Consider the following 19503-nt stretch of genomic DNA (forward strand, 5'->3'; position numbering starts at 1 on the left):
AAAACCCCGCCCTTCGACAAGCTCAGGGTGAGGTTTTCTACTGAACGGCCTCAACAATAAGTCCTCACCCTGAGCCTGTCGAAGGGCGAGGACGGGCCCTCGGAGTCGGCCTTACTTCGGCTTCCTGAACTTCAGGATGAACTGATCAGTCTTCCCGCGAATGCTGGGATCGAACACGCTCACCGTATGCGTATCGGCCTTGTCGGCCAGCAGCGGGCTCTCGGCTTCCAGCTTGAAGCCGGCGGCCTCGACCTCGGTCTTCACCTGGCCGATGTCGATGCGGTGCAAGGCGTCCGGGGCCGTCGTCGCGCCGGCCAGGGCCGCGTGGTCGATAACCAGGAAGACGCCGCCCGGCTTCAGCGACTTGAAGATCTCGGCATTGGCCTTGGCCGCCGTGTCGACCGGGAACGGCTTCAGGTGCTGGTCGTGGTAGTTCTGGACGGTGATCACCACGTCCGCGCCGTCCGGCAGGTCGAGGCCGACCATCGGGCCGTTCAGCGGCTTGACGTTCGACAGGGCCGCCGCGACCGTCTTCTGGTCCTCGCCGTACTTGGCCATGAACTTGATGAACTCGGCCGGCTGGTAGGCATAGACCACGCCCTTCGGCCCAACGGCGGCCGACAGGATGCGGGTGAAATAGCCGCCGCCCATCACGTAGTCGATGACCGTGTCGCCCGGCTTCACGCCGGCCAGGGCCAGGACCTCGCCCGGATGGCGGGCGGCGTCGCGGGCCGTGTCGGCGGCGGGGCGCGACGGATCGGCCAGGGCCTTGGTGATGTTGGCCGGGACCTCCGCGAACGCGGCCCCGCCGATGCTCAGGGCCAGAACCGCCAGTGCCGAAACCAGATACTTGCGAGCCATGGGCGCGCCTCCCTCTTTGCTTAGGTCGAACCTAGCAGCGCAGTTAGGGATGGCGAACGACGTTATCGCGACGTTTCAGCCAGCTTTCGTCGAAACCGGCTCTAGGCACGACCAAGCCGGCCAGACATGATCGGCGGTAATGAATAATGGGGTCGGGGAGGCTCGGATGAAGTGGATCCTGCGTGGGGTCGGCGCGCTGCTGGCGCTGGTGGTGCTGGCGGCCGTGACGCTGATCGCCATCGACCAGGCCAGCCTGCCCAAGGCCCCTTCTCGCGAAGTCTTGCTGGCCAAGACCAAGACCTATGACGTCCGCATCCGCCGCGACGATTGGGGCGTGCCGCACGTGCTGGGCAAGACCGACGCCGACGCCGCCTTCGGCCTGGGCTTCGCCCAGAGCGAGGACGACTTCGGCACCTTGCAGGACGTGGTGCTGGCCACGCGCGGCGTGCTGGCCCGCGACAAGGGCAAGAGCGCCGCGCCGACCGACTATGTCGCCGCCCTGCTCGACGTCTGGCCGACGACCAACGCCCACTACAACGAGCTGCCGGCCGACCTGCGCAAGGTGATGGAGGCCTATGCCGACGGGGTCAGCGTCTATGCCGCCAAGCATCCGGAAAAGGTCAAGCCGGGCCTGCTGCCCCTGACCGGACACGACATCGAGGCCGGTTTCGTCTTCAAGCAGCCGTTCTTCTACGGCCTGGACGGGGAGCTGAAGCACCTGACCTCACCCGGCGCCCCGCCGCCGCCGGCCAAGGGCTCCAACGGCCTGGCCACCGCGCCCGCCCGTAGCGCCGATGGCGCCACGCGCCTGCTCGTCAATTCGCACCAGCCCTATACCGGCCCGGTCGCCTGGTACGAGGCCGTGGTCGAGAGTGGGCAAGGCTGGCACGTGGCCGGCGGCTTCTTCCCCGGCGCGCCGTTCATGCTGCACGGCCACAACGCCGACCTGGGTTGGGCCAACACCGTGTCCAAGCCCGACCTGGTGGACATCTACCGCCTGACCATCAACCCGGCGAACAAGAACCAGTACAGGCTGGACGGCCAGTGGAAGGACTTCGACAAGCGCTATGTCACCCTGCGCGTGAAGCTGCTGGGCCCCATCGTGCTGCCGGTGAAGAAGGCCGTGCTGCGCTCGGTCCATGGGCCGGTGCTGGAGACCGATCACGGCGTCTTCGCCATCCGCTACGCCGGCATGGGCGAGTGGCGCCAGCCGTTGCAGTACTGGCGACTGAACAAGGCCCGGACCGTCGAGGAATGGCGCGCCGCCATCGCCACCCACGCCATCCCCAGCCTGAACTACATCTATGCCGACAAAGCCGGGAACATCGGCTTCGTGCACAACGGCCAGTATCCGAACCGCACCGTCGACGCCGACTGGAAGGGCATACTGCCCGGCGACCGCTCGGACCTGATCTGGCAGGGCTACCGGCCCGTCGATCAGATCCCGAAGCTGTGGAATCCGAAGTCGGGCCTGGTGTTCAACTCGAACAACACCCCGTTCCGAGCCAGCGAGGATGCCGACAACCTCAAGCCCGAGGATTTCCCTGCCTCGATGGGCCTGCAGACCAACATGACCAACCGCGCCTGGCGGGCGCTGGAGACCTTCGGGACCGACCATGCGATCACCGACGCGAGCTTCCGGGCCCACAAGTTCGACATCGCCTTCAGCGACCGCTCGTCGGTGATGGAGATGGTCCGCGAGGTGACCGCCATCGATCCGAAGGGCGACGCCGATCTGGCCAAGGCGCAAGCCATCCTGCGCGCCTGGGACAAGAAGGCCGATGTCCACAATCGCGGCGCGGCCCTGGCGGCGCTGATGACCCAGCCGATCCTGTTCGCCCGCAGCAACGGCGATCCGGCCCCGACGCCGATCGACAGCCTGCAGGCGACCATCAAGCTGCTGAAGACCCACTTCGGCCGCCTGGACCCCGAGTGGGGCGAGGTCAATCGCATCCGGCGCGGGACGGTCAACCTGGCCATTGACGGTGCGGCCGACACCTATCGCTCGGTCTGGGGCAAGCTCGAGAAGGACGGCACGACCACGGCCGACGGCGGCGACACCTTCATCATGTTCGTGACCTGGGACAAAGCCGGCCAGCTCCATTCGGAGAGCATCCACCAGTTCGGCTCGGCCACCCTGGACGCCCAGTCGCCCCACTATGCCGACCAGACGCCGCTGTTCGTGGCCATGAAGACCAAGCCCGTCTGGTTCACCGAGGCGCAGCTGAAACCACACGTCAAGGTCGACTACCGCCCGATTGATCGTTAATTTTCCGAGCTAGGCTGTTCAGGCGCCGTTCAGTTGCGGAGCGGCTATCTGGCTTCACAACGAAGCTTCTCGGTGGGGAAACGACATGCACAAGACCTTCGCTCTGGCGGCTCTGTCCGCACTGACCCTGGCCGGCGCGGCCTCGGCCCAGGCGCCGAACTGGAACGGCGCCTATCAGGAGCCGCCGCGCGGTTCCTATTTCCAGTCGTGCCGCGAGATCACCGCCTTCAACGGCGAGGTCCACGCGCGCTGCAAGACCAGCCGCGGCGGCTGGGCCTGGGTCAGCGCCTATGTCCGTGACTGCAACAGCCAGGGCATGGCCAATGGCGACGGCAAGCTGATCTGCCAGAGCCTGGCGGGCAACGGCAACGGCGGCTGGAACAACGGCAACTGGAACGGCGGTGGCGGCGGCGGTTGGAATAACGGCGGCGGCAACAATGGCGGCGGCTGGAACAATGGCGGCAACAACAACGGCGGCGGCGGTCGTCCGGGCGGCGGCCGTGACGGCGTCGTGTTGTTCGAGGACCCGCAGTACCAGGGCCGCGCGTTCGAAGTGAACGGCGACATGCCCGACCTGGGCGCCGTGAAGTTCAACGACCGGGCCTCGTCGATCCAGATCGGCCGCACCGGCGGTCGCTGGGAGATCTGCGAGCACGCCAACTATCAGGGCCGCTGCAGCCGCCTGGACGCCGACCAGGCCGTCCTGCCCCGTGAATGGAACGACGCGATCAGCTCGATCCGTCGCGTCCGCTAGGAGAACGCCGCCATGCGCAAGATCGCTTTCCTGATCGTCTGCGGGGCCATCGCCCTCGTGACCACCTCGGCGGTCGCCCAGGACCGCTACCAAGGTCGCGACGACCGCTATGATCACCGGGATGACCGACGTGATGATCGGCGCGACGATCGCCGTGACGACCGGCGCGATGGCCGCTGGGGTCCCGGCGGCGAGGTCGTGCTGTTCGAGCACGACGGCTTCCGCGGCGAAGCCCGCCCGCTGCGCGGCGACACGCCGGACCTGACGCGCCTCGGCTTCAACGACCGCGTCTCGTCGATGCGCATTTCGCGCGGGGCCTGGGAGTTCTGCGAGCACGCCTACTATCAGGGCAAGTGCTGGCGCTACGACTACGATACGCCCAGCCTGCCCAAGAAGCAGAACGACCGCTTCAGCTCGGTCCGCCGGGTTCGGTAGCCCAAGCCGCGCCGGGCTCTTGAAGCCCGGCGCCCCCCCCGCGCCATGGCTAAGGTCCCGCCGCCTTAGAGCCTGTCCAAAGACAGGCTCTCATTCCTTGCCTACGCGTGATGGCCGCCGAAACCGGCGACCACTTTCGGCTATCACGCTCTCTAACGGAGCCTTCCTTCATGCGTAAGATCGTCGTCCTGGCCGCCGCGGCCGCCGCCCTGCTGGTCTCGGCCTGCAACACCATCGAAGGCGCTGGCCGTGACGTCTCGTCGGCCGGCAAGGCTGTCGCCGGCGCCGCCCGCGACGCCAAGCACTAAGCCCTAGCCTTACGCGTCTTCCTCGCGCGAGGTCTCAGCGCCGATCGCCCGCTTCTCATGCGGGGCGACGGCGCTGTCCGGCGCGTGACGGACGGCGTGCTCGGCCTTGGAGGCGCCCTCGCCCTTGCGCGGCGGCGTTTCCTGGCCGGGGCCAGGCTCGGTGGAGCGTTCAGTCGTCATGGCGCGCCTCGTCTGCAATCCAGACGATCAACGTCGCCCCGTGACAACTGTTCCAGAAACCTCCGATCAAGGACTCAAGGTCCCAGAACACGGTTTTCGAAATAACGATCGTTCACCAAGATCAGTCTTGCGCTGGCTTCGGATATCGTTTGCACCGTTTGATCGAGATCAAATTCAGAACGATCTGCGTTCTACTCACCGCAAAAATCTACAAGACCTTTCGACAAGCTTGGACATAACGTCGCCGTGCGTCAGCTGGTCGCCCTTTTCCAGTCCCACCCGAAAGCGCATATGAGCGGCATGTCAGAGTTCCAGCCCTCCGCCTCGCCCATGCTCACCGGTCTCGCCCGTGGTCTGAAGCACCGCTGCCCCAACTGCGGCGAATGTCGGCTGTACCGCAGCTACCTGAAGGTGGAGCCGGTGTGCGAAGCGTGCGGCCACGAGCTGGCCAGCTATCCGGCTGACGACGGCCCGGCCTATTTCACGATCCTGCTGGTCGGCCACTTCATCGTCGCGCCGCTGCTGTTCTTCCCGTGGATCTGGGAAGCCTCGCCCTGGATCGTCGCGCCCCTGACCCTGGTCTCGATCGCTGCCCTGACCCTGGCGCTGCTGCCGCGCGTCAAGGGCGCGGTGATCGGCGCGCTGTGGGCCATCCGCCAGCGCAAGGCCGAGGACACCCTCGCCTAGGGCGCGGATTCCGTACGATTTTTGGGAACCAAACCGCGCGGAACCGACAAGCGAGGCCGCGAATTTCGAAGTCCTGACCTAGCGTCGCCACGGTGGCTGACGCGGATTGGAGGGAACTTCGGACCATGCTCGGCACGATCCTCATCATCATCCTGATCCTGGCCCTCATCGGCGCGCTGCCGACCTGGGGCCACAGCCGCTCGTGGGGCTATTTCCCCAGCGGCGGCCTTGGCCTCATCCTGGTCATCCTGATCATCCTGGTCCTGCTCGGCCGAATTTAGGGCGCTTGTCCTAGATCGGCGTTCGCCTAATCTCCCCTTCCGAACGGGAGGGGAGATCAGCATGACGGCGACCGCCGAACCGGCCACCGTTGCGGGTGAAGGGGCGCGCCTGTCGCCCATGGCCCGCGCCAAGGCCATCCTGGGCGGCTCGGCCGGCAATCTGGTCGAATGGTACGACTGGTTCGCCTACGCCGCCTTCACCCTCTATTTCGCCCCGGCCTTCTTTCCCAAGGGCGACCAGACCGTGCAGCTGCTGCAGGCGGCGGCGGTGTTCTTCCTGGGTTTCGTGGCCCGGCCGATCGGCGCCTGGCTGATGGGGATGTACGCCGACCATGCTGGCCGCCGCGCCGCCTTGTCGGCCTCGGTGGCCCTGATGTGCGGCGGCGCGCTGATCATCGCCGTCACCCCCGACTTCAAGACCATCGGCCTTCTGGCCCCCGCCACCCTGTTGCTGGCCCGCGTGCTGCAAGGCCTGTCGGTCGGCGGCGAGTACGGCGCCAGCGCCACCTATATGAGCGAGATGGCCGGCAAGGCCCGGCGCGGCTTCTGGTCCAGCTTCCACTATGTGACCCTGATCGCCGGCCAGCTGATCGCGCTGGGCGTGCTGATCGTGCTGCAACGGACCCTGGGCGAGGACCAGCTGAAGGCCTGGGGCTGGCGCATCCCGTTCGTCATCGGCGCGGTGCTGGCCGTGGTGGTGTTCTGGATCCGCCGGGGACTGGAAGAAAGCATCGCCTTCAAGAAGCCCGCCCAGCGCGAGACCCTGTCGCGCGGCCAGGCAGCCAGCGCCGCCGTCTTCCTGGTGCTGACGCTGATCGCCGGCGTGATGGGCGTCACCACCGGACCGCTGGCCAAGCCGGGCCAGTACCTGGGCGCGCTGTTCCTGGCGCTGTTCTTCGTGTCGCTGATCGTGCCGCTGGTCCGCCGCCATCCGCGCGAGAGCCTGCTGATCATGGGCCTGACGGCCGGCGGCTCGCTGACCTTCTATGTCTACACGACCTACATGCAGAAGTTCCTGGTCAACACGGCGGGCTTCAACAAGGGCCAGGCCTCGGAAATCAGCGCCCTCTCCATGATCGGCTTCATGCTGGCCCAGCCCCTGGCCGGCTGGCTGTCGGACAAGTTCGGCCGCAAGCCGATGCTGATCCTGGCCTTCGGCGGCGGGGCCCTGACGATCTGGCCGATCATGACCGGCATCAGCCACGCGACCTCGGTGTCGAGCGCCCTGCTGCTGATCCTGGCCGGCATGGCCTTCCAGTCCTGCTACACCTCGATCAGCGCCGTGGTGAAGGCCGAGATGTTCCCGGCCGAGGTCCGCGCTTTGGGCGTGGCCCTCCCCTACGCCCTGGCCAATGTGCTGTTCGGCGGCACCGCCGAGGTGGTCGCCCTGGCCTTCAAGCACGAGAAGATGGAGAGCACCTTCTACCTCTACGTCGCCGCGGTGATGACGGTCGGCCTCATCTGCTCGATCGTCCTGAAGGACACCAGCAAGCACAGCCTGATCCACGAAGACTGAACCTGGTTTTCCGACTCTCCGCGCCCGTCTAGAGTTCGCCCATGTCGCCTGCCCAGCTCTTCGACCTCTTCGCCGTCACGGTCTTCGCGTTCTGCTGGCTGCTGTACGAGCCCATGCTCAAGAGCCTGGGCGAAGGCGGCGGCGTGCTCAACACCGACATGACCGTCATCCGCCGCCGGTGGATGCAGGAGATGGCGGTGCGCGAGATCGCTCTGCTGGACGGCCAGCTGCTGGGCCATGCGATCAACTCGGCCAGCTTCTTCGCCTCGTCGAACCTGATCCTGATCGCCGCGGCGGCCGGGGTGCTGTTCGGCGGCGACAACGCCTGGAAGAGCGTCGAGGGCCTGGCCGTGCTGGCCAAGACCACGCCGGTGATGTTCCAGATCAAGCTCGGTTTGGTGCTGGTGGCCCTGGCGCGCGGCCTGCTCGACTTCATCTGGTCGATCCGTCAAATGAACTACTGCCTGGCCGCGATCGGGGCCGCGCCAATGTGGGCGCCGCCCGCCGTGCTGGCCGAATACGCCGAGGCCGCCGGCGGCATCCTCAATCCCGCCCTGTCGGCGTTCAACGCCGGCGTCCGCGCCTACTATTTCGCGCTGGCGGCGGCGGTCTGGCTGCTGGGCCCCGCGCCCTTCCTGACCGCCACCCTGGGGGCCATGACCCTGCTGCTCTGGCGTCAGCGCCGCAGCCGCGCCTCGATGGCCGTGCGCAAGGTCCGCCAGATCCTGGAGCGCCAGCCGGTCGTCCACGGCCCGCACCTGTACCGCCCGACCGGCGCGCCGCCGGAAGATCGCATCTAGTCAGCTTGACTGGAGGAACGCCCGCCCCGGCGCGGCGTTTTTCGCCACGACGCCCAAAACAGACCCCGAATGCATAAGACCCGCCGGAGACTCGGTCTCCGACGGGTCTAATGGGAAGTCTTGTGGGTAGACATGATCTTTATATCTTAACCGCCGGGGCTTCGCAACCCGCCTGCTACGAGAATCCGACATTTCGTCGTGATTTCGGGTTGCAACTTCCGATATTGTGGAGCTTCGCCCAGATTCTCGCGGCGGATCACACAATATCGAAGGCAAGGCATAGCGCTGAAACAAAGGCGCGACACAGCCTTCAATTCAGAGAGTTCTCCGAAGAAGGATTACCCGCCCCTGCTCTAATCCAGCGGAGAGCCTTAAACATTACCTTTTCGATCGCACCTTAAGAGGCGGATAAAACTGCACTTACCAAATGCCTGATTACGCAAAAATGGGCGTGTAGATTTGACGATCACTCTCCAGTTGGGCGAAGCGCCACACGACATCGGGCGATAGAGCTGGCGCGGATCGCGCCAACTCTATCGTCAAACGTGTCCAGATTAGAGGCCCAGCGCCGTCCAGATCGGCAGGGTCTTGGCGCCCCACTCCTCCGCCTGGGATTTCAGCTCCGCCAGGTTGTCTTCGCCTTGCAGGGCGCTGCCGTCCTTGAGGATGCTCTGGTTCTGGCTCTGAAGCACCGACCAGGCGAAGCCGGCCCAATCCGCCGCCGTCTTGCCGCCATTCTGTTTGCTGAGCCAGAAGAGCTGGGCGAAGCGCGGCGCCGAGACACCCGCCCCCGTGACGGGAGAAGCGAAGTAGCCGATGTCGCCCGTGGACAGAGAGCGACGCGCGATAGCCTTGTTCAGCGCCAGGCAACGCGGCTTGGCCTTGCTGACGTCCTGCGCCGGCGCCGCCGGCTGGATGACACCCAAGCCGAACAGGATGGTCAAGGCGGAGTTCAACTGGGGAAAACCAATGCCCTTGCCGGCGAGGTGGGTTTCCAGCTCGAGGATCGTGTGCGGCTTGTGGTCCAGCAGCAGTTCGTAGATCGGCTGATAGATATTATCCAGCATTCCGGCCTCGCCCAAGGCGCCGCGCGCCTTCGTGGGCAGGTCGACCTTGGCCGTCACGAGAACGACGCGCTCTTCGCGCAACGCCGCCAGCTGTTCATGACCGACCAGGGCGCGGGAGCCACGGATCCAGTAGTCGCGCCGGAACTGCTGGTTCATGCAGTAGTCCCGCACCGTCTCGCGCAACGAGGCGTCCGGAACGCTGCGCATGAACTCCATCTGTGCGGGCGTCATGTTCAGCTCGAGGAGATTGTCGAGCGTATGGGCGGAACTGGCGAAGCTGACCTTGGCGTCGGTGAGCCAGTTTTCGATTTCGGAGAAGTACATCGGGTGCCAATCCCGGTTCATGTACTCATGCGCGAGATACTGCCGGTCCTGCCCCTTGATGAGCTTCATTCGCTCGACAAGGCCAGGGTTGACCTTGGCATAGGCAGGCTCCAGCGCCAGGAACTGGTCGATGAAGCCCAGGGCCGCGTCGACCTGACTGATGACCCCTTGCCCCGGAGCGCCCATCACCTCGGCATGCCGTTTCATCAGGTGACGCAGCGGCGCTGCGGCCGACCAGCCCGGAAGCGTGTTGTACGAAATGTACAGCACGCCACCCGGACGCAATTTGCGACGGATGAAGTCGACGAGGACGCCGCGATTGCTGTGCGAGATCCAGGTCCAGATGCCGTGCAGGCAGATGAAGTCGAAATCCGGCAGGTCCGAGCGACTGCAGAACTCGGAGAAGGCCTCGTCGTACAGTTTCGCTTCGGCGCCCGAAAGACGGACCATTTCCGAAGCGAACGCCGCCTGGGAAGGATTGAAATCCGTGCCGTACCAATTGATCCCCGGCTGAGCGGCGGCGTGGATCGACACCGAGAGTCCTTGGCCGAAGCCCAGCTCACAGGCGTTTTCGATCTTCGGCGCATGGCGACCGCCCATCAGCAACGGAAGACGGCAACGCAGCGGATTCAACTCGCCGTAGTAGCCGAAGGTGTAGTTCACGTCCGTGACGTAGCCCGCATTCCACTCAGTCGACACAAGTCCCCCACACCGCTGTTGGATGGTTCGGTTGATGCTGTTTTAGCGTCCTGGCTGCCAGGCGCAGCCTTTCGTCGTGGTCCGCGGACACCAGAAGTCGCTATAGGTTCCTACCTCTGCATCGGACGTTGCAACACCCTTGTCGATGAAATCCAGTCTTCTTTCCCTCTGGCGACGCCTGCCGGCGCCCATGCGCCGCGCGGCGCACCTGACAGCGAGCGCCCCACAGGGGCTATATCTGTCGGCGAAAGAAACCCTCGACGCCGCCGCTCAAGCTCGAGCAGAGCGCAGCGCGCAAGCGCGCGCGCGACGACGGGCTCGGCGGCGCAACCTGCCACCTGCCCTGCCGGTGACCCTCGTGGGCTTCCATGGGGCGGTGCATGGCCTTGGCGAGGGCGCACGGATGCTGGCCAGGGGCCTGGCCGACGCCGGCTTGCCTGTCCGCGCTATCGATCTGTCGCCCGATGTCGGCTTTCCAGTCGAACTGTCCGCCGTGTTCCCGCCGCCCGCCGAGACCGAGCGCGGCGTGGTGATCTCGCACATCAACCCGCCGGAACTGCTGCGCTGGGCCCGCGACACCGGCGGCTATCCGCTCGCAGGCCGCCGCCATATCGGCTACTGGGCCTGGGAGTTGGAGGACGCGCCCGCCGACTGGGCCCCAGCCTTCGACCTGGTCGATGAGGTGTGGACGCCCTCGGCCTTCGCCGCCGACGCCATCCGCAAGATCGCCCCGGCCCGGGTGAAGGTCTCCTCGGCTCCGTACCCGCTCTACCTAAATCCGCGCCCTGCGCCCGACCGCGCTCGCTTCGGCCTGCCAGGCGACAAGGTCGTGGTGCTGATGGCCTTCGACCTGCGCTCGACGGCCCAGCGCAAGAACCCCTACGCCGCCCTGCGGGCGTTCCAGAAGGCGGGAACCGGCGAGGCCCTGCTGCTCTGCAAGATCGTAGGCGCGGACCTTTATCCCGAGACCTTCCAGGCGCTGCAGGACGACGTCGCCGCCGATCCGACGATCCGGCTGATGACCGAGAACCTGTCGGCCGAGGATATGGCGCGCCTGACCGCCAGCAGCGACATCGTACTGTCGCTGCACCGCTCGGAAGGCTACGGCCTGTTGCTGGCCGAGGCCATCTGGCTGGGCAAGCCCACCCTGGCGACCGGCTGGTCGTCGAACGTCGAGTTCATGGACCCTGCCTCGAGCCGGCTGGTCGACTACACCATGATCCCGGTCGAGGGCGACGGCGTGATCTACCGCGCCGGGCGCTGGGCCGACGCCGATGTCGACGACGCCGCCGCCAAGCTGGCGCGGATGATCACCGACCAGGCCTGGCGCGCCGAACTGGCGGCGGCCACGGCGCACAATGGGCACGTCTCGTTCGACCGTGACGCCTGGCTGGCGATGACCCGGGGGCTGCTGCCGCTTCCCTAGCTTTGCAAGCTTAGCTCTTCGGCGCGGTCTTGACCGGCGCGTCCTCGTTGAGCGACGGCAGGTCGTTGATCGACTTCGGCGGCTCGACCTTGTCGGCGGCGACCGGCGCGGCCGGCAGATCGCTGGACGGCGGCCGGATCGGCGTGGTGTCGCCGGCCTTCGGCTTCTTCGGCTCCATCGGCAGGGCGATCCTGTCGAAGGTCTGGACGATCAGGTCCGTCGGCAACATGCCCTTGTAGCGGACCTTCTTGAAGTTACGCTCGGGATCGTAAGGCTGGATGCCCGGCGCCAGATTGCCGACCTCCAGCGTGCCGACTTGGGCCAGCAGTTGCACGCGGCCGACATATTCGTTGGCGCGACCGCGGACAAAGCCGATCTGGGCGTTCTGCAGTTCGGCCTGAGCGTTCAGCACCTCGATGGTGCTGCGCAGGGCGAAGCGCTCTTCCTCGCGCACGCCGTAGAAGGCGATCGTGTCGGCCTTCATTTCTTCTTCCTGCGTCACCAGCGACTTGCGGGCGGCGACCAGGCTGTCCCAGTACTGCGAGACGGCGAAGACCGTGTTGCGGCGCGCATCGTCGATCAGCAGCTTGTCGCGGTTGTTTTCCTCGATCGACTGACGGACCGAGGAATTCAGCTGGCCGGAGGAGAACAACGGCTGGCTCAACGTAACGCCGGCGCTGAGCGTGTCTTCACGCGCGGCTGACGCGCCGCTGTAAGGCACGCCTGACGCGTTGCGGTAGTCGGCTCGCGCGCTGACCGTGAAGAGGCGCTGTGCGCGAGCTTCGGCGACGCCCTCGCGCGAGGCCTTCTCGGCGTATGCGGCCGCCAGCAGGGTTGGGCTGGACTGCTCGGCCTGATTGAACGCCTCATCCAGATTGGCGGGCAGGCCGTCGATATCGGGCTCGGGCTCCAGGGTCTCGGGCATGTGACCGATAAGCGAGGCGTAGGACGCAGCCGTGACATTGAGCTGGGCCTGGGCGTTGGCGACCTGGGTGGAAGCTCCGGCCAGACGGGCCTTGGCCTGCTGCACGTCGGTCAGCGTGACCTGACGGACGCTATACTTGTCTTCGGTGTCCTGCAGCTGCTTGCGTAGCCAGGCTTCGCCGCCCAGGGCAATGCGCAGGACCTCGCGATCGCGGCGCACGGAGACGTACGCATTGGTCACACGGACCAGCAGGTCCATCTCGATGCGGCGCAGGTTCTCGCGAGCGCCCTTGATCTGGGCCTCGACCCCGGCCAGGCGGGCGGCGTAGCGGCCGTTGGTGTACAGCGCCTGGCTCAGGCTCAGCTGGCTGGATGGAGTGGTGGCCTGGAAGCCGCTATCCCGCTGCACGTTCTTGAACCAGTAGTAGGTCTCCGACACCGACGCGCTGGCCTGCAGGCCATAGGCCGCCCGAGCCTGGGTGTAGTTCTCGTCGAGGGCGCGCATGGCGGCGCGTTGGGCTTGGATGTTCGGATTGCTGGCGTAGGCGGAGGTGATCGCGTCGGCCAGGGTCTCGGCGTGGGCGAGTTCGGCGCGGCCGCTCACGGCCATGGCGATAGCCAGGGCAATGACGGACGAACGAACGGACAGGACTTTCGACAGCACTCGCGTTTCCTAGACTTGGGCGGAACTCACCGTAACCCGGCCTTCAACCCAAAATTTGTGGCTTAATCAAGAAGACGGCGAACCGTCTCCTCCCATGTGACATTCTTATCGCGCCAGAGATCGCGCGCGGCGCTCCCTAGAGACTTAGCCCGAACCTTGTCCGACGTCATGCGATCCAGCGCCTGGGCCAGGGCCTGAGGCGTCGGCTCGGCGACAGCGCCGGTGGCCTCGCTGACAATCTCCAGAAGACCGCCGGAGTCCGTGACGGTCAGCACGGCCTTGCCCGAGGCGAAGGCTTCCATGGTCACGTAGCCGACGCTGTCTTCGTCGAAGGGCAGGTAGGCGCAGGCCAGGGCGTCGTTGGCCCAGCGCGCGATGTCCGCGCGCGGGTGGAAACCGAAGCGCAAGGACACGCGGTCCTTCAGGTCCAGGTCCTCGACCAGCTTGGTCAGGCGGTCGGCATAGGCCTGGTTCTCGGGCGGACCGGCGATGACCAGGCGAGGACCGTTCGGCAGCAGGGCCAGGGCCTCGATCAGCAGGTGCTGACGCTTGCCCGCCGCCACCCGGCCGCCGGCGAAGATGTAGTCGCCATAGTCGCCGCCGGTGAACAGCTCGCCATCGTTGAGCGGCGGATACAGCACCTCGCTGGGCACGCCGTTGAACTTGGCCAGCCGGTTCTGGGTGACCGGCGAGTTGCAGAAGATCTTGCGGCACTGGGCGAAGCAGGCGTTGTCGGCCTCGCGGATCGCCGCCTTCACCGCCCTGCCCGTGTCGTCGAAATCGAGATGGCTCTGGCCGGCTTCCGACAGGTCGTAGGCCTGGCGGAACTGATGCAGCAGCCACAGGACCTTGTCCTGGTGCGGGATCAGGTAGGCCGGGAACTTCAGGCCGATCACGCGATCGACATTGTACAGCCGCATGCCCTTGGAGATCAGCATCTCCTCGATCAGCCGCTCGGCGGGCTCCCAGGTGAACGGAACGCGGACCAGCTCGGACTGGACGCCGGGCGTGGCGTTCAGGCGGCGGACCAGGTGGTCGGCCAGCTCTTCCGCGCCCCCGCGCTGGAACGGGGCGGCGTTGTTGACGACCAACACTTTCATGGGAGCACCTTCATGCGGTGAGCCTCTCCACCACGGTGCTCCAGTCGATCTTCATCTCGGCCAGGCGGTTCAGCGAGGCGGTTCCCATCTTGGCCACGGCCTGCTTATCGGCATGCAGGCGGTCGAACTGCTGGGCCAGGGCGCGGGGGTCGGGCTCGCTGATCAGGCCGTTGCGGCCGTGCTCGACCAGCTCCAGCACGCCGCCGCTGTCGGTGGTGGTGATGATCGGCTTTCTGGCATGGGCGCCTTCCAGCGAGGGATAGCCGTAGCTGTCCTCGTCCTTGGGCAGGTAGGCGATCGCCAGCGCCTCTTTCAGCATTTCCGCCTTCTCGTCCTCGGTGATCCAGCGATCCTCGAGGATGACGCGATCTTGTAGGCCCAGCTCGTTGACGCGCTGGAGCAGTTGGCGGCCGTACTCCGGACTGGACGCGGTGCCGGCCAAGCGCAGCTTCACGCCGGTCTTCACATGCTGCATGGCCTCGATCATCAGCGCCTGGCGCTTGTGCGGCTCCAGGCGCGAGATGGCGACGATCTCGTCGCCATAGCCGGTGTGGCTGAAGCGCTCGGGCTGGTAGATCGGCGGATACAGCGGGGTGGAGTCCAGGCCGTTGAACGTCTTGAGGCGGTCGGCGACCACCTGGGAGTTGGTGAACACCGCCCGTGCTTCGCTGATCGCCTGGGTGTCCAAGGCCCGCAGGTTGTCGCGGATCGCCAGGTGATGGGCGTCGTCGGGCATGCCGCGGTAGGGCGTGTCCCACAGGTCGTAGAAGGTGCGGATATGGTGGATGAACCACAGCACCTTGTTCGGATGATCCACCACATAGGCTGGCGGCCTGAAGCAGATGACCCGGTCGCACCATTGGGTCAGGTCCATCAGCCGCCAGGCGGCGATCTGGTGCAGGATCTCGTTCGGGTCGTCCGTGAACGGCAGGTAGAACCGCTCGACCTCATGGCCGGCCTCGACGAGCTTCTCCTCCAGCCACTCGACGATGAAGCGCGCCCCGCCGTTGATGAACGGCACGATCGAGGACAGCAGGACGATGCGCATCGGCTAGACCAGCACCTGGTCCAGGGCGGCCACGACCCGGTCGATGTCCGCCTCGGTCAGGCCGGCATGGGTCGGCAGGTTCAGGCCGTCGGCCCCGCAGGCCTCGGCCTGGGCCAGGTCGCCGGTCGCCAGGTGCTCATAGGGCGGCATGATGTGCATCGGGTGGAACACGGGACGGCTCTCGACGCCCAGGGCGTCCAGCTTCTGAATCACCTCGTCGCGCGAGATGGCGAGGCCCTCGCCCAGGCGCACGGTGTACATCCAGAACACGTGACGGCCGGTGTCGGCGACGTACGGCTTGATCACCCGGTTGCCCAGGCGCGCCAGCTTCTCCTCGTACCAGGCCACGACCCGCTCGCGGGCGGCCAGGTGGTGCTCGACCCGCTCCAGCTGGGCCAGGCCGATGGCGGCCTGGATGTTGGTCATGCGGTAGTTGAAGCCGACGACCGGGAACCAGTAGCGGCGGTTCGGGTCCATGCCCTGGCTGCGGTACAGCCGCATGGTCTTGGCCAGTTCGTCGTCGTTGGTGGTGATCATCCCGCCTTCGCCGGTGGTGATGATCTTGTTGCCGAAGAAGCTGAAGGTCGCGCAGTCGCCCAGCGAGCCCGACATCTTGCCCTTGTAGGTCGCGCCCACGGCCTCGGCCGCGTCCTCGATGACCAGCAGATTGTGCTTCCTGGCGATTTCCAGGATCGGGTCCATGTCGGCGATCTGGCCGTACAGGTGGACCGGCATGATCGCCTTGGTCCTCGGCGTGATCTTGGCCTCGATCGCGGCCGGATCGACGTTGAAGGTCCGCGGATCGTTGTCGACCAGCACCACCGTGCCGCCGCAATAGGTCACCGCGTTACACGAGGCGATATAGGTCAGGCTGGGGATGATCACCTCATCGCCCGGGCCGATGCCCATGGCGACCAAAGCCAGGTGCAGCGCCGTCGTGCCGTTGTTGCAGGTGATCGCGTGCTTGACGCCGCAATAGTCGGCGAAGGCCTTCTCGAAATCCGTGATGAAGCGGCCGGCCGACGAGATCCACGTCGAGTCCATGCACTCCATGACGTAGGCGCGCTCATTGCCGTCGAGGCTGGGTTGGGCGACGGAAATCCGCGGCAGGGTGGTCACGAACGCTCTCCTTTGATCTGGGCCGGCACGCCGATCGCCACGACCGCGTCCGGCAGATCACGCACCACGACGCCGCCGGCGCCGAGGATCGTGTCGGCCCCGATGCGCACGCCCGGGATCGCCCGCGCGCCGACGCCGAGGAAGGCCCGTTCGCCGACGGTCACGCCGCCGGCCAGGGCCGAGGCGGGCCCTACGTGGCAGGCCACGCCCAGGTCGCAGTCGTGATCGACGACCGCGCCCGTATTGACGATCGCCAGGTCACCGATCCGGCTGTCGGCGTTGATCGCCACGCCGGCCATCACCGCCACGCCCTGCCCGATCTTCGCCGACGGCGAGATCACGGCCGAGGGATGGATGGCGTTGATCAGGGTGAAGCCCAGCGCGCTAGCCTTGTCGCCCAGCTTCTGGCGCAGACGGTTGGAACCCAGCGCCACGAACAGTTCGCTGAACCCCTGCCCTTTCAGGTCGGCCAGCGCCGCGTCGTCGCCGATCACGGGAACGCCCAGCACCTCGCGCGGCGTCGGATCGGCGTCGACGATCACCGCCACGGTCTTGCCAGAAGCGCGCAGGCTTTCGATGACCACCTTGGCGTGGCCGCCGCCGCCGATGATGACGACGCCGGCTGCCATCAGTTCTTGGACCGGCGGACGATGTCGGCTTCCACCATCTCGGCGATCAGGTCCTGCATGGAGATCTTGGGCTCCCAGCCCAGCTTCTCCTTGGCCTTGGTCGGGTCACCCAGCAGCAGGTCGACCTCGGCGGGGCGCAGGAACTTCGGATTGATGGTGATGTGGTCCTGGTAGTTCAGGCCGACGGTCGAGAAGGCCACGTCGCACATCTCGCGGACGGTCCAGGTCTTGCCGGTGGCGACCACGTAGTCGTCCGGGACTTCCTGCTGCAGCATCAGCCACATGGCCTCGACATAGTCCTGGGCGTGGCCCCAGTCGCGCTTGGCGTCCAGGTTGCCCAGGTCGACGGTCTTCTGCTGGCCCAGCTTGATGGCCGCCACGGCGTCGGTGACCTTGCGGGTCACGAACTCGATGCCGCGCAGCGGGCTCTCGTGGTTGAACAGGATACCCGCCGAGGCATGCAGGCCGAAGCTCTCGCGGTAGTTCACCGTCATCCAGTGGGCGTACATCTTGGCCACGGCGTAGGGCGAGCGCGGATAGAACGGGGTCTTTTCCGACTGCACCGGGTGCTGCACCAGGCCGTACATCTCCGACGACGAAGCCTGGTAGAAACGGGCCTGCGGGCACTCCAGGCGCACGGCTTCCAGCATGTTGGTGGTCCCGATGCCGGTGACCTGACCCGTCAGGTTCGGCTGGTCCCACGAGGCGCCCACGAAGCTCTGGGCGGCCAGGTTATAGACCTCGTCGGGCTGCAGGCGACGCATCAGGCGCGACAGGCCACCGGAATCCAGCAGGTCGCCCAGTTCCAGCTGCACGTCGTCATAGACGCCGATCCAGCGCAGGCGGTCGCCGATCACGTCGGCCGAGGCCGAGCGACGCAACATGCCGTGGACTGTGTAGCCCTTCTCCAGGAGAAGTTTGGCGAGATACGCCCCGTCCTGGCCGGTGATGCCGGTGATCAAAGCCGTCTTCGCCACTATCGACTCCAGTAAGAATGAAGGTGTCTGACTACACTATTGGAGGCGATTGGAAAGCGACCTTACGCCGCTTTCCAAAAGTGTGGGAAATCAGGCTGTTGAAATCCCGCCCTACTCCTCGCGCATGGTGGTGCGCAGCGTGTCGCGCAGCGGCGAGAACAGATACTGCAGCACCGTCCGCTCGCCGGTCGGCACGACCACCTGAGCCGGCATGCCGGCGCTGACCTTGTTGCGGAATTCCTTCGGCAGCTGCTTGATATCGACCCGCACGATGCCGAGGAAGTACACCGTCTTGCCCTCGGGATCGCTCAGACGGTCGCGCGAGATCGACTCGATCTTGCCGTTCAGGATCGGGATTTTCCGCGAGTGGAACGCCGGCAGGCGAACCTCGGTGACCATGCCCGCATGGACATTGTCGACGTCGGTCGGGGCGAAGTGCGCCTGGATCACGAAGGCTTCGTCATCGGGCGCGATATCGACCATGGGCTCGGCCGGACGCACCACGGCGCCTTCGGTGAAGAAGCGCAGGTTCTGGGCGGTGCCGTTGACCGGCGAGACGACGTTGATCCGACGCTGGGCGTCCGAGGCCACGACTTCACGCTCGGTCACTTCCGCCAGCTTCACCCGCGTTTCGCTGATGCTCTGGCTGACTTCCTGGAAGAACTGCTGCTTGATCTGACGGATCTTCAGCTGGGTTTCGCCCATGCCCTGCGTGGCCTTGGCGCGGTCGGCGGTCAGACGGCCGATCGAGCCCGACAGCGAAGCCTGTTCGCGCTCCAGCGCCAGTAGGCGCGGCCGGGGCACCAGGCCCTTGTCATAGATCTTGCGCAGATCGCCCAGCTCGTCCTCGATGAAGCCCAGCTGCTCCTTGAGGCCTTGGGTCTGGCGATCGATGCCGCTGATCTCGCTCTGATACTGATCGCGCTGGGCGTTCATCAGGTCGACCTGACCCGAGACCGTCTGGCGGCGCTCGATGAATTGAGCTTCTTCGTCGGCGATGGCGCGGGCGACCATCGGGTCAGCGCGCTGGCTGAGCAGATCGGCCGGGAAGCTGATCGACGCGCGCTGGTCGCGCTCGGCGATCAGGCGGGCCTCCATGGCCTTCATGGCCACGAACTGGTTCTTGGTGATGCCGGCCGCGGCGTTGGCCTGGGTGGGGTCCAGCTCGAACAGGATCTGGCCGGCCTTCACCTTCTCGCCTTCGTGCACGAGAATCTTGCGGAGCATGCCGCCTTCCAGGTGCTGGATGGTCTTGCGGTTGCCTTCGGCCGAGATCACGCCGGTCGCGACCACGGCGCTGTCCAGCGGCGCGATCGCCGCCCAGCCCAACAGGCCGACGAAGGTGAAGGCGATGACCGCGTAGCCGATACGGGCCACGGTTTTGAAATTGTCCGTCGGACGTTGGATCTTGGGGGGCTTCATCTGGTTTTCAGCC

19 protein-coding genes are annotated in these 19503 nt (G+C 66.1%); 9 read left to right on the forward strand and 10 right to left on the reverse strand.

All coding sequences use genetic code 11. The features are described 5' to 3' along the window. Positions 1 to 111: 111 nt before the first annotated feature. Positions 112 to 861, reverse strand: a complete 750-nt coding sequence (locus tag AC07YH_RS04540; protein ID WP_494745809.1) for a class I SAM-dependent methyltransferase — start codon at positions 859 to 861, stop codon at positions 112 to 114. 166 nt (positions 862 to 1027) lie between these two features. Between AC07YH_RS04540 and AC07YH_RS04545 the strand changes: the two genes are divergently transcribed. The 4 genes from AC07YH_RS04545 to AC07YH_RS04560 all read left to right on the forward strand — a co-directional run bounded on the left by AC07YH_RS04545 (position 1028) and on the right by AC07YH_RS04560 (position 4627). Then, a complete protein-coding gene (locus AC07YH_RS04545) occupies positions 1028 to 3130 on the forward strand; it encodes an acylase (RefSeq protein ID WP_494745810.1) in 2103 nt (700 codons plus the stop codon). An 85-nt stretch (positions 3131 to 3215) separates the two neighbouring features. Then, positions 3216 to 3884 (forward strand): beta/gamma-crystallin, encoded by a 669-nt coding sequence (locus tag AC07YH_RS04550; RefSeq protein WP_494745811.1) that lies wholly within the window; start codon positions 3216 to 3218, stop codon positions 3882 to 3884. A 12-nt stretch (positions 3885 to 3896) separates the two neighbouring features. Continuing rightward, entirely contained in the window at positions 3897 to 4319 is a 423-nt protein-coding gene (locus AC07YH_RS04555; protein WP_494745812.1) for a beta/gamma-crystallin, read from the forward strand. Positions 4320 to 4489: 170 nt separating this feature from the next. Further along, a complete protein-coding gene (locus AC07YH_RS04560; RefSeq protein ID WP_494640935.1) occupies positions 4490 to 4627 on the forward strand; it encodes an entericidin A/B family lipoprotein in 138 nt (45 codons plus the stop codon). Positions 4628 to 4636: 9 nt separating this feature from the next. On the opposite strand, the gene AC07YH_RS04565 is transcribed toward AC07YH_RS04560, so the two are convergent. After that, entirely contained in the window at positions 4637 to 4807 is a 171-nt protein-coding gene (locus AC07YH_RS04565) for a hypothetical protein (RefSeq protein ID WP_494745813.1), read from the reverse strand. Positions 4808 to 5098: 291 nt separating this feature from the next. On the opposite strand from AC07YH_RS04565, the gene AC07YH_RS04570 reads away from it, so the two are divergent. The 4 genes from AC07YH_RS04570 to AC07YH_RS04585 all read left to right on the forward strand — a co-directional run bounded on the left by AC07YH_RS04570 (position 5099) and on the right by AC07YH_RS04585 (position 8091). Next, positions 5099 to 5494 carry a DUF983 domain-containing protein gene (locus AC07YH_RS04570; RefSeq protein ID WP_494745814.1) on the forward strand — a complete coding sequence of 132 codons (396 nt, stop codon included), beginning with the start codon at positions 5099 to 5101 and terminating at the stop codon, positions 5492 to 5494. Positions 5495 to 5619: 125 nt separating this feature from the next. Continuing rightward, a complete protein-coding gene (locus AC07YH_RS04575) occupies positions 5620 to 5775 on the forward strand; it encodes a DUF3309 family protein (protein WP_165185512.1) in 156 nt (51 codons plus the stop codon). A 61-nt stretch (positions 5776 to 5836) separates the two neighbouring features. Further along, a complete protein-coding gene (locus AC07YH_RS04580; RefSeq protein ID WP_494745815.1) occupies positions 5837 to 7291 on the forward strand; it encodes an MFS transporter in 1455 nt (484 codons plus the stop codon). A gap of 41 nt (positions 7292 to 7332) precedes the next feature. After that, entirely contained in the window at positions 7333 to 8091 is a 759-nt protein-coding gene (locus AC07YH_RS04585) for a DUF599 domain-containing protein (RefSeq protein ID WP_494745816.1), read from the forward strand. A 554-nt stretch (positions 8092 to 8645) separates the two neighbouring features. On the opposite strand, the gene AC07YH_RS04590 is transcribed toward AC07YH_RS04585, so the two are convergent. Beyond that, positions 8646 to 10181, reverse strand: a complete 1536-nt coding sequence (locus AC07YH_RS04590; RefSeq protein WP_494745817.1) for a methyltransferase regulatory domain-containing protein — start codon at positions 10179 to 10181, stop codon at positions 8646 to 8648. 349 nt (positions 10182 to 10530) lie between these two features. Between AC07YH_RS04590 and AC07YH_RS04595 the strand changes: the two genes are divergently transcribed. After that, a complete protein-coding gene (locus AC07YH_RS04595) occupies positions 10531 to 11607 on the forward strand; it encodes a glycosyltransferase family protein (RefSeq protein WP_494745818.1) in 1077 nt (358 codons plus the stop codon). 10 nt (positions 11608 to 11617) lie between these two features. Here AC07YH_RS04595 and AC07YH_RS04600 read toward each other — a convergent pair whose 3' ends face one another. The 7 genes from AC07YH_RS04600 to AC07YH_RS04630 form a co-directional block, all read right to left on the reverse strand. Further along, positions 11618 to 13141 carry a TolC family outer membrane protein gene (locus AC07YH_RS04600; RefSeq protein WP_494745845.1) on the reverse strand — a complete coding sequence of 508 codons (1524 nt, stop codon included), beginning with the start codon at positions 13139 to 13141 and terminating at the stop codon, positions 11618 to 11620. Between the two features lie 116 nt (positions 13142 to 13257). Continuing rightward, complete coding sequence (locus AC07YH_RS04605; protein ID WP_494745819.1) at positions 13258 to 14295, reverse strand: glycosyltransferase family 4 protein; 1038 nt, start codon at positions 14293 to 14295, stop codon at positions 13258 to 13260. A gap of 10 nt (positions 14296 to 14305) precedes the next feature. After that, the gene (locus AC07YH_RS04610; protein ID WP_494745820.1) at positions 14306 to 15343 is read right to left on the reverse strand and encodes a glycosyltransferase family 4 protein; all 1038 of its coding nucleotides are present in this window, start codon (positions 15341 to 15343) and stop codon (positions 14306 to 14308) included. A gap of 3 nt (positions 15344 to 15346) precedes the next feature. Beyond that, positions 15347 to 16462 carry a DegT/DnrJ/EryC1/StrS family aminotransferase gene (locus AC07YH_RS04615; protein WP_494745821.1) on the reverse strand — a complete coding sequence of 372 codons (1116 nt, stop codon included), beginning with the start codon at positions 16460 to 16462 and terminating at the stop codon, positions 15347 to 15349. Beyond that, complete coding sequence (locus AC07YH_RS04620) at positions 16459 to 17091, reverse strand: acetyltransferase (protein WP_494745822.1); 633 nt, start codon at positions 17089 to 17091, stop codon at positions 16459 to 16461. Before AC07YH_RS04620 ends, AC07YH_RS04615 begins: the two co-directional genes overlap by 4 nt. Then, positions 17091 to 18068 (reverse strand): GDP-mannose 4,6-dehydratase, encoded by a 978-nt coding sequence (gene gmd, locus AC07YH_RS04625; RefSeq protein ID WP_494745823.1) that lies wholly within the window; start codon positions 18066 to 18068, stop codon positions 17091 to 17093. Before gmd ends, AC07YH_RS04620 begins: the two co-directional genes overlap by 1 nt. Before the next feature lie 111 nt (positions 18069 to 18179). Next, entirely contained in the window at positions 18180 to 19490 is a 1311-nt protein-coding gene (locus AC07YH_RS04630) for an HlyD family type I secretion periplasmic adaptor subunit (RefSeq protein WP_494745824.1), read from the reverse strand. Between the last annotated feature and the right edge of the window lie 13 nt (positions 19491 to 19503).

The sequence above is a fragment of the Caulobacter sp. GW456-12-1-14-TSB4 genome (assembly GCF_059424195.1).

Coding starts and splice junctions, on each gene's coding strand:
- AC07YH_RS04565 (WP_494745813.1), bottom strand. CDS start 4,807: ATGACGACTGAACGCTCCACCGAGCCTGGCCCCGGCCAGGAAACGCCG.
- AC07YH_RS04610 (WP_494745820.1), bottom strand. CDS start 15,343: ATGCGCATCGTCCTGCTGTCCTCGATCGTGCCGTTCATCAACGGCGGG.
- AC07YH_RS04585 (WP_494745816.1), top strand. CDS start 7,333: ATGTCGCCTGCCCAGCTCTTCGACCTCTTCGCCGTCACGGTCTTCGCG.
- AC07YH_RS04550 (WP_494745811.1), top strand. CDS start 3,216: ATGCACAAGACCTTCGCTCTGGCGGCTCTGTCCGCACTGACCCTGGCC.
- AC07YH_RS04575 (WP_165185512.1), top strand. CDS start 5,620: ATGCTCGGCACGATCCTCATCATCATCCTGATCCTGGCCCTCATCGGC.
- AC07YH_RS04600 (WP_494745845.1), bottom strand. CDS start 13,141: ATGGCCGTGAGCGGCCGCGCCGAACTCGCCCACGCCGAGACCCTGGCC.
- AC07YH_RS04555 (WP_494745812.1), top strand. CDS start 3,897: ATGCGCAAGATCGCTTTCCTGATCGTCTGCGGGGCCATCGCCCTCGTG.
- AC07YH_RS04545 (WP_494745810.1), top strand. CDS start 1,028: ATGAAGTGGATCCTGCGTGGGGTCGGCGCGCTGCTGGCGCTGGTGGTG.
- AC07YH_RS04605 (WP_494745819.1), bottom strand. CDS start 14,295: ATGAAAGTGTTGGTCGTCAACAACGCCGCCCCGTTCCAGCGCGGGGGC.
- AC07YH_RS04620 (WP_494745822.1), bottom strand. CDS start 17,091: ATGGCAGCCGGCGTCGTCATCATCGGCGGCGGCGGCCACGCCAAGGTG.
- AC07YH_RS04630 (WP_494745824.1), bottom strand. CDS start 19,490: ATGAAGCCCCCCAAGATCCAACGTCCGACGGACAATTTCAAAACCGTG.
- AC07YH_RS04580 (WP_494745815.1), top strand. CDS start 5,837: ATGACGGCGACCGCCGAACCGGCCACCGTTGCGGGTGAAGGGGCGCGC.
- AC07YH_RS04540 (WP_494745809.1), bottom strand. CDS start 861: ATGGCTCGCAAGTATCTGGTTTCGGCACTGGCGGTTCTGGCCCTGAGC.
- AC07YH_RS04560 (WP_494640935.1), top strand. CDS start 4,490: ATGCGTAAGATCGTCGTCCTGGCCGCCGCGGCCGCCGCCCTGCTGGTC.
- AC07YH_RS04570 (WP_494745814.1), top strand. CDS start 5,099: ATGAGCGGCATGTCAGAGTTCCAGCCCTCCGCCTCGCCCATGCTCACC.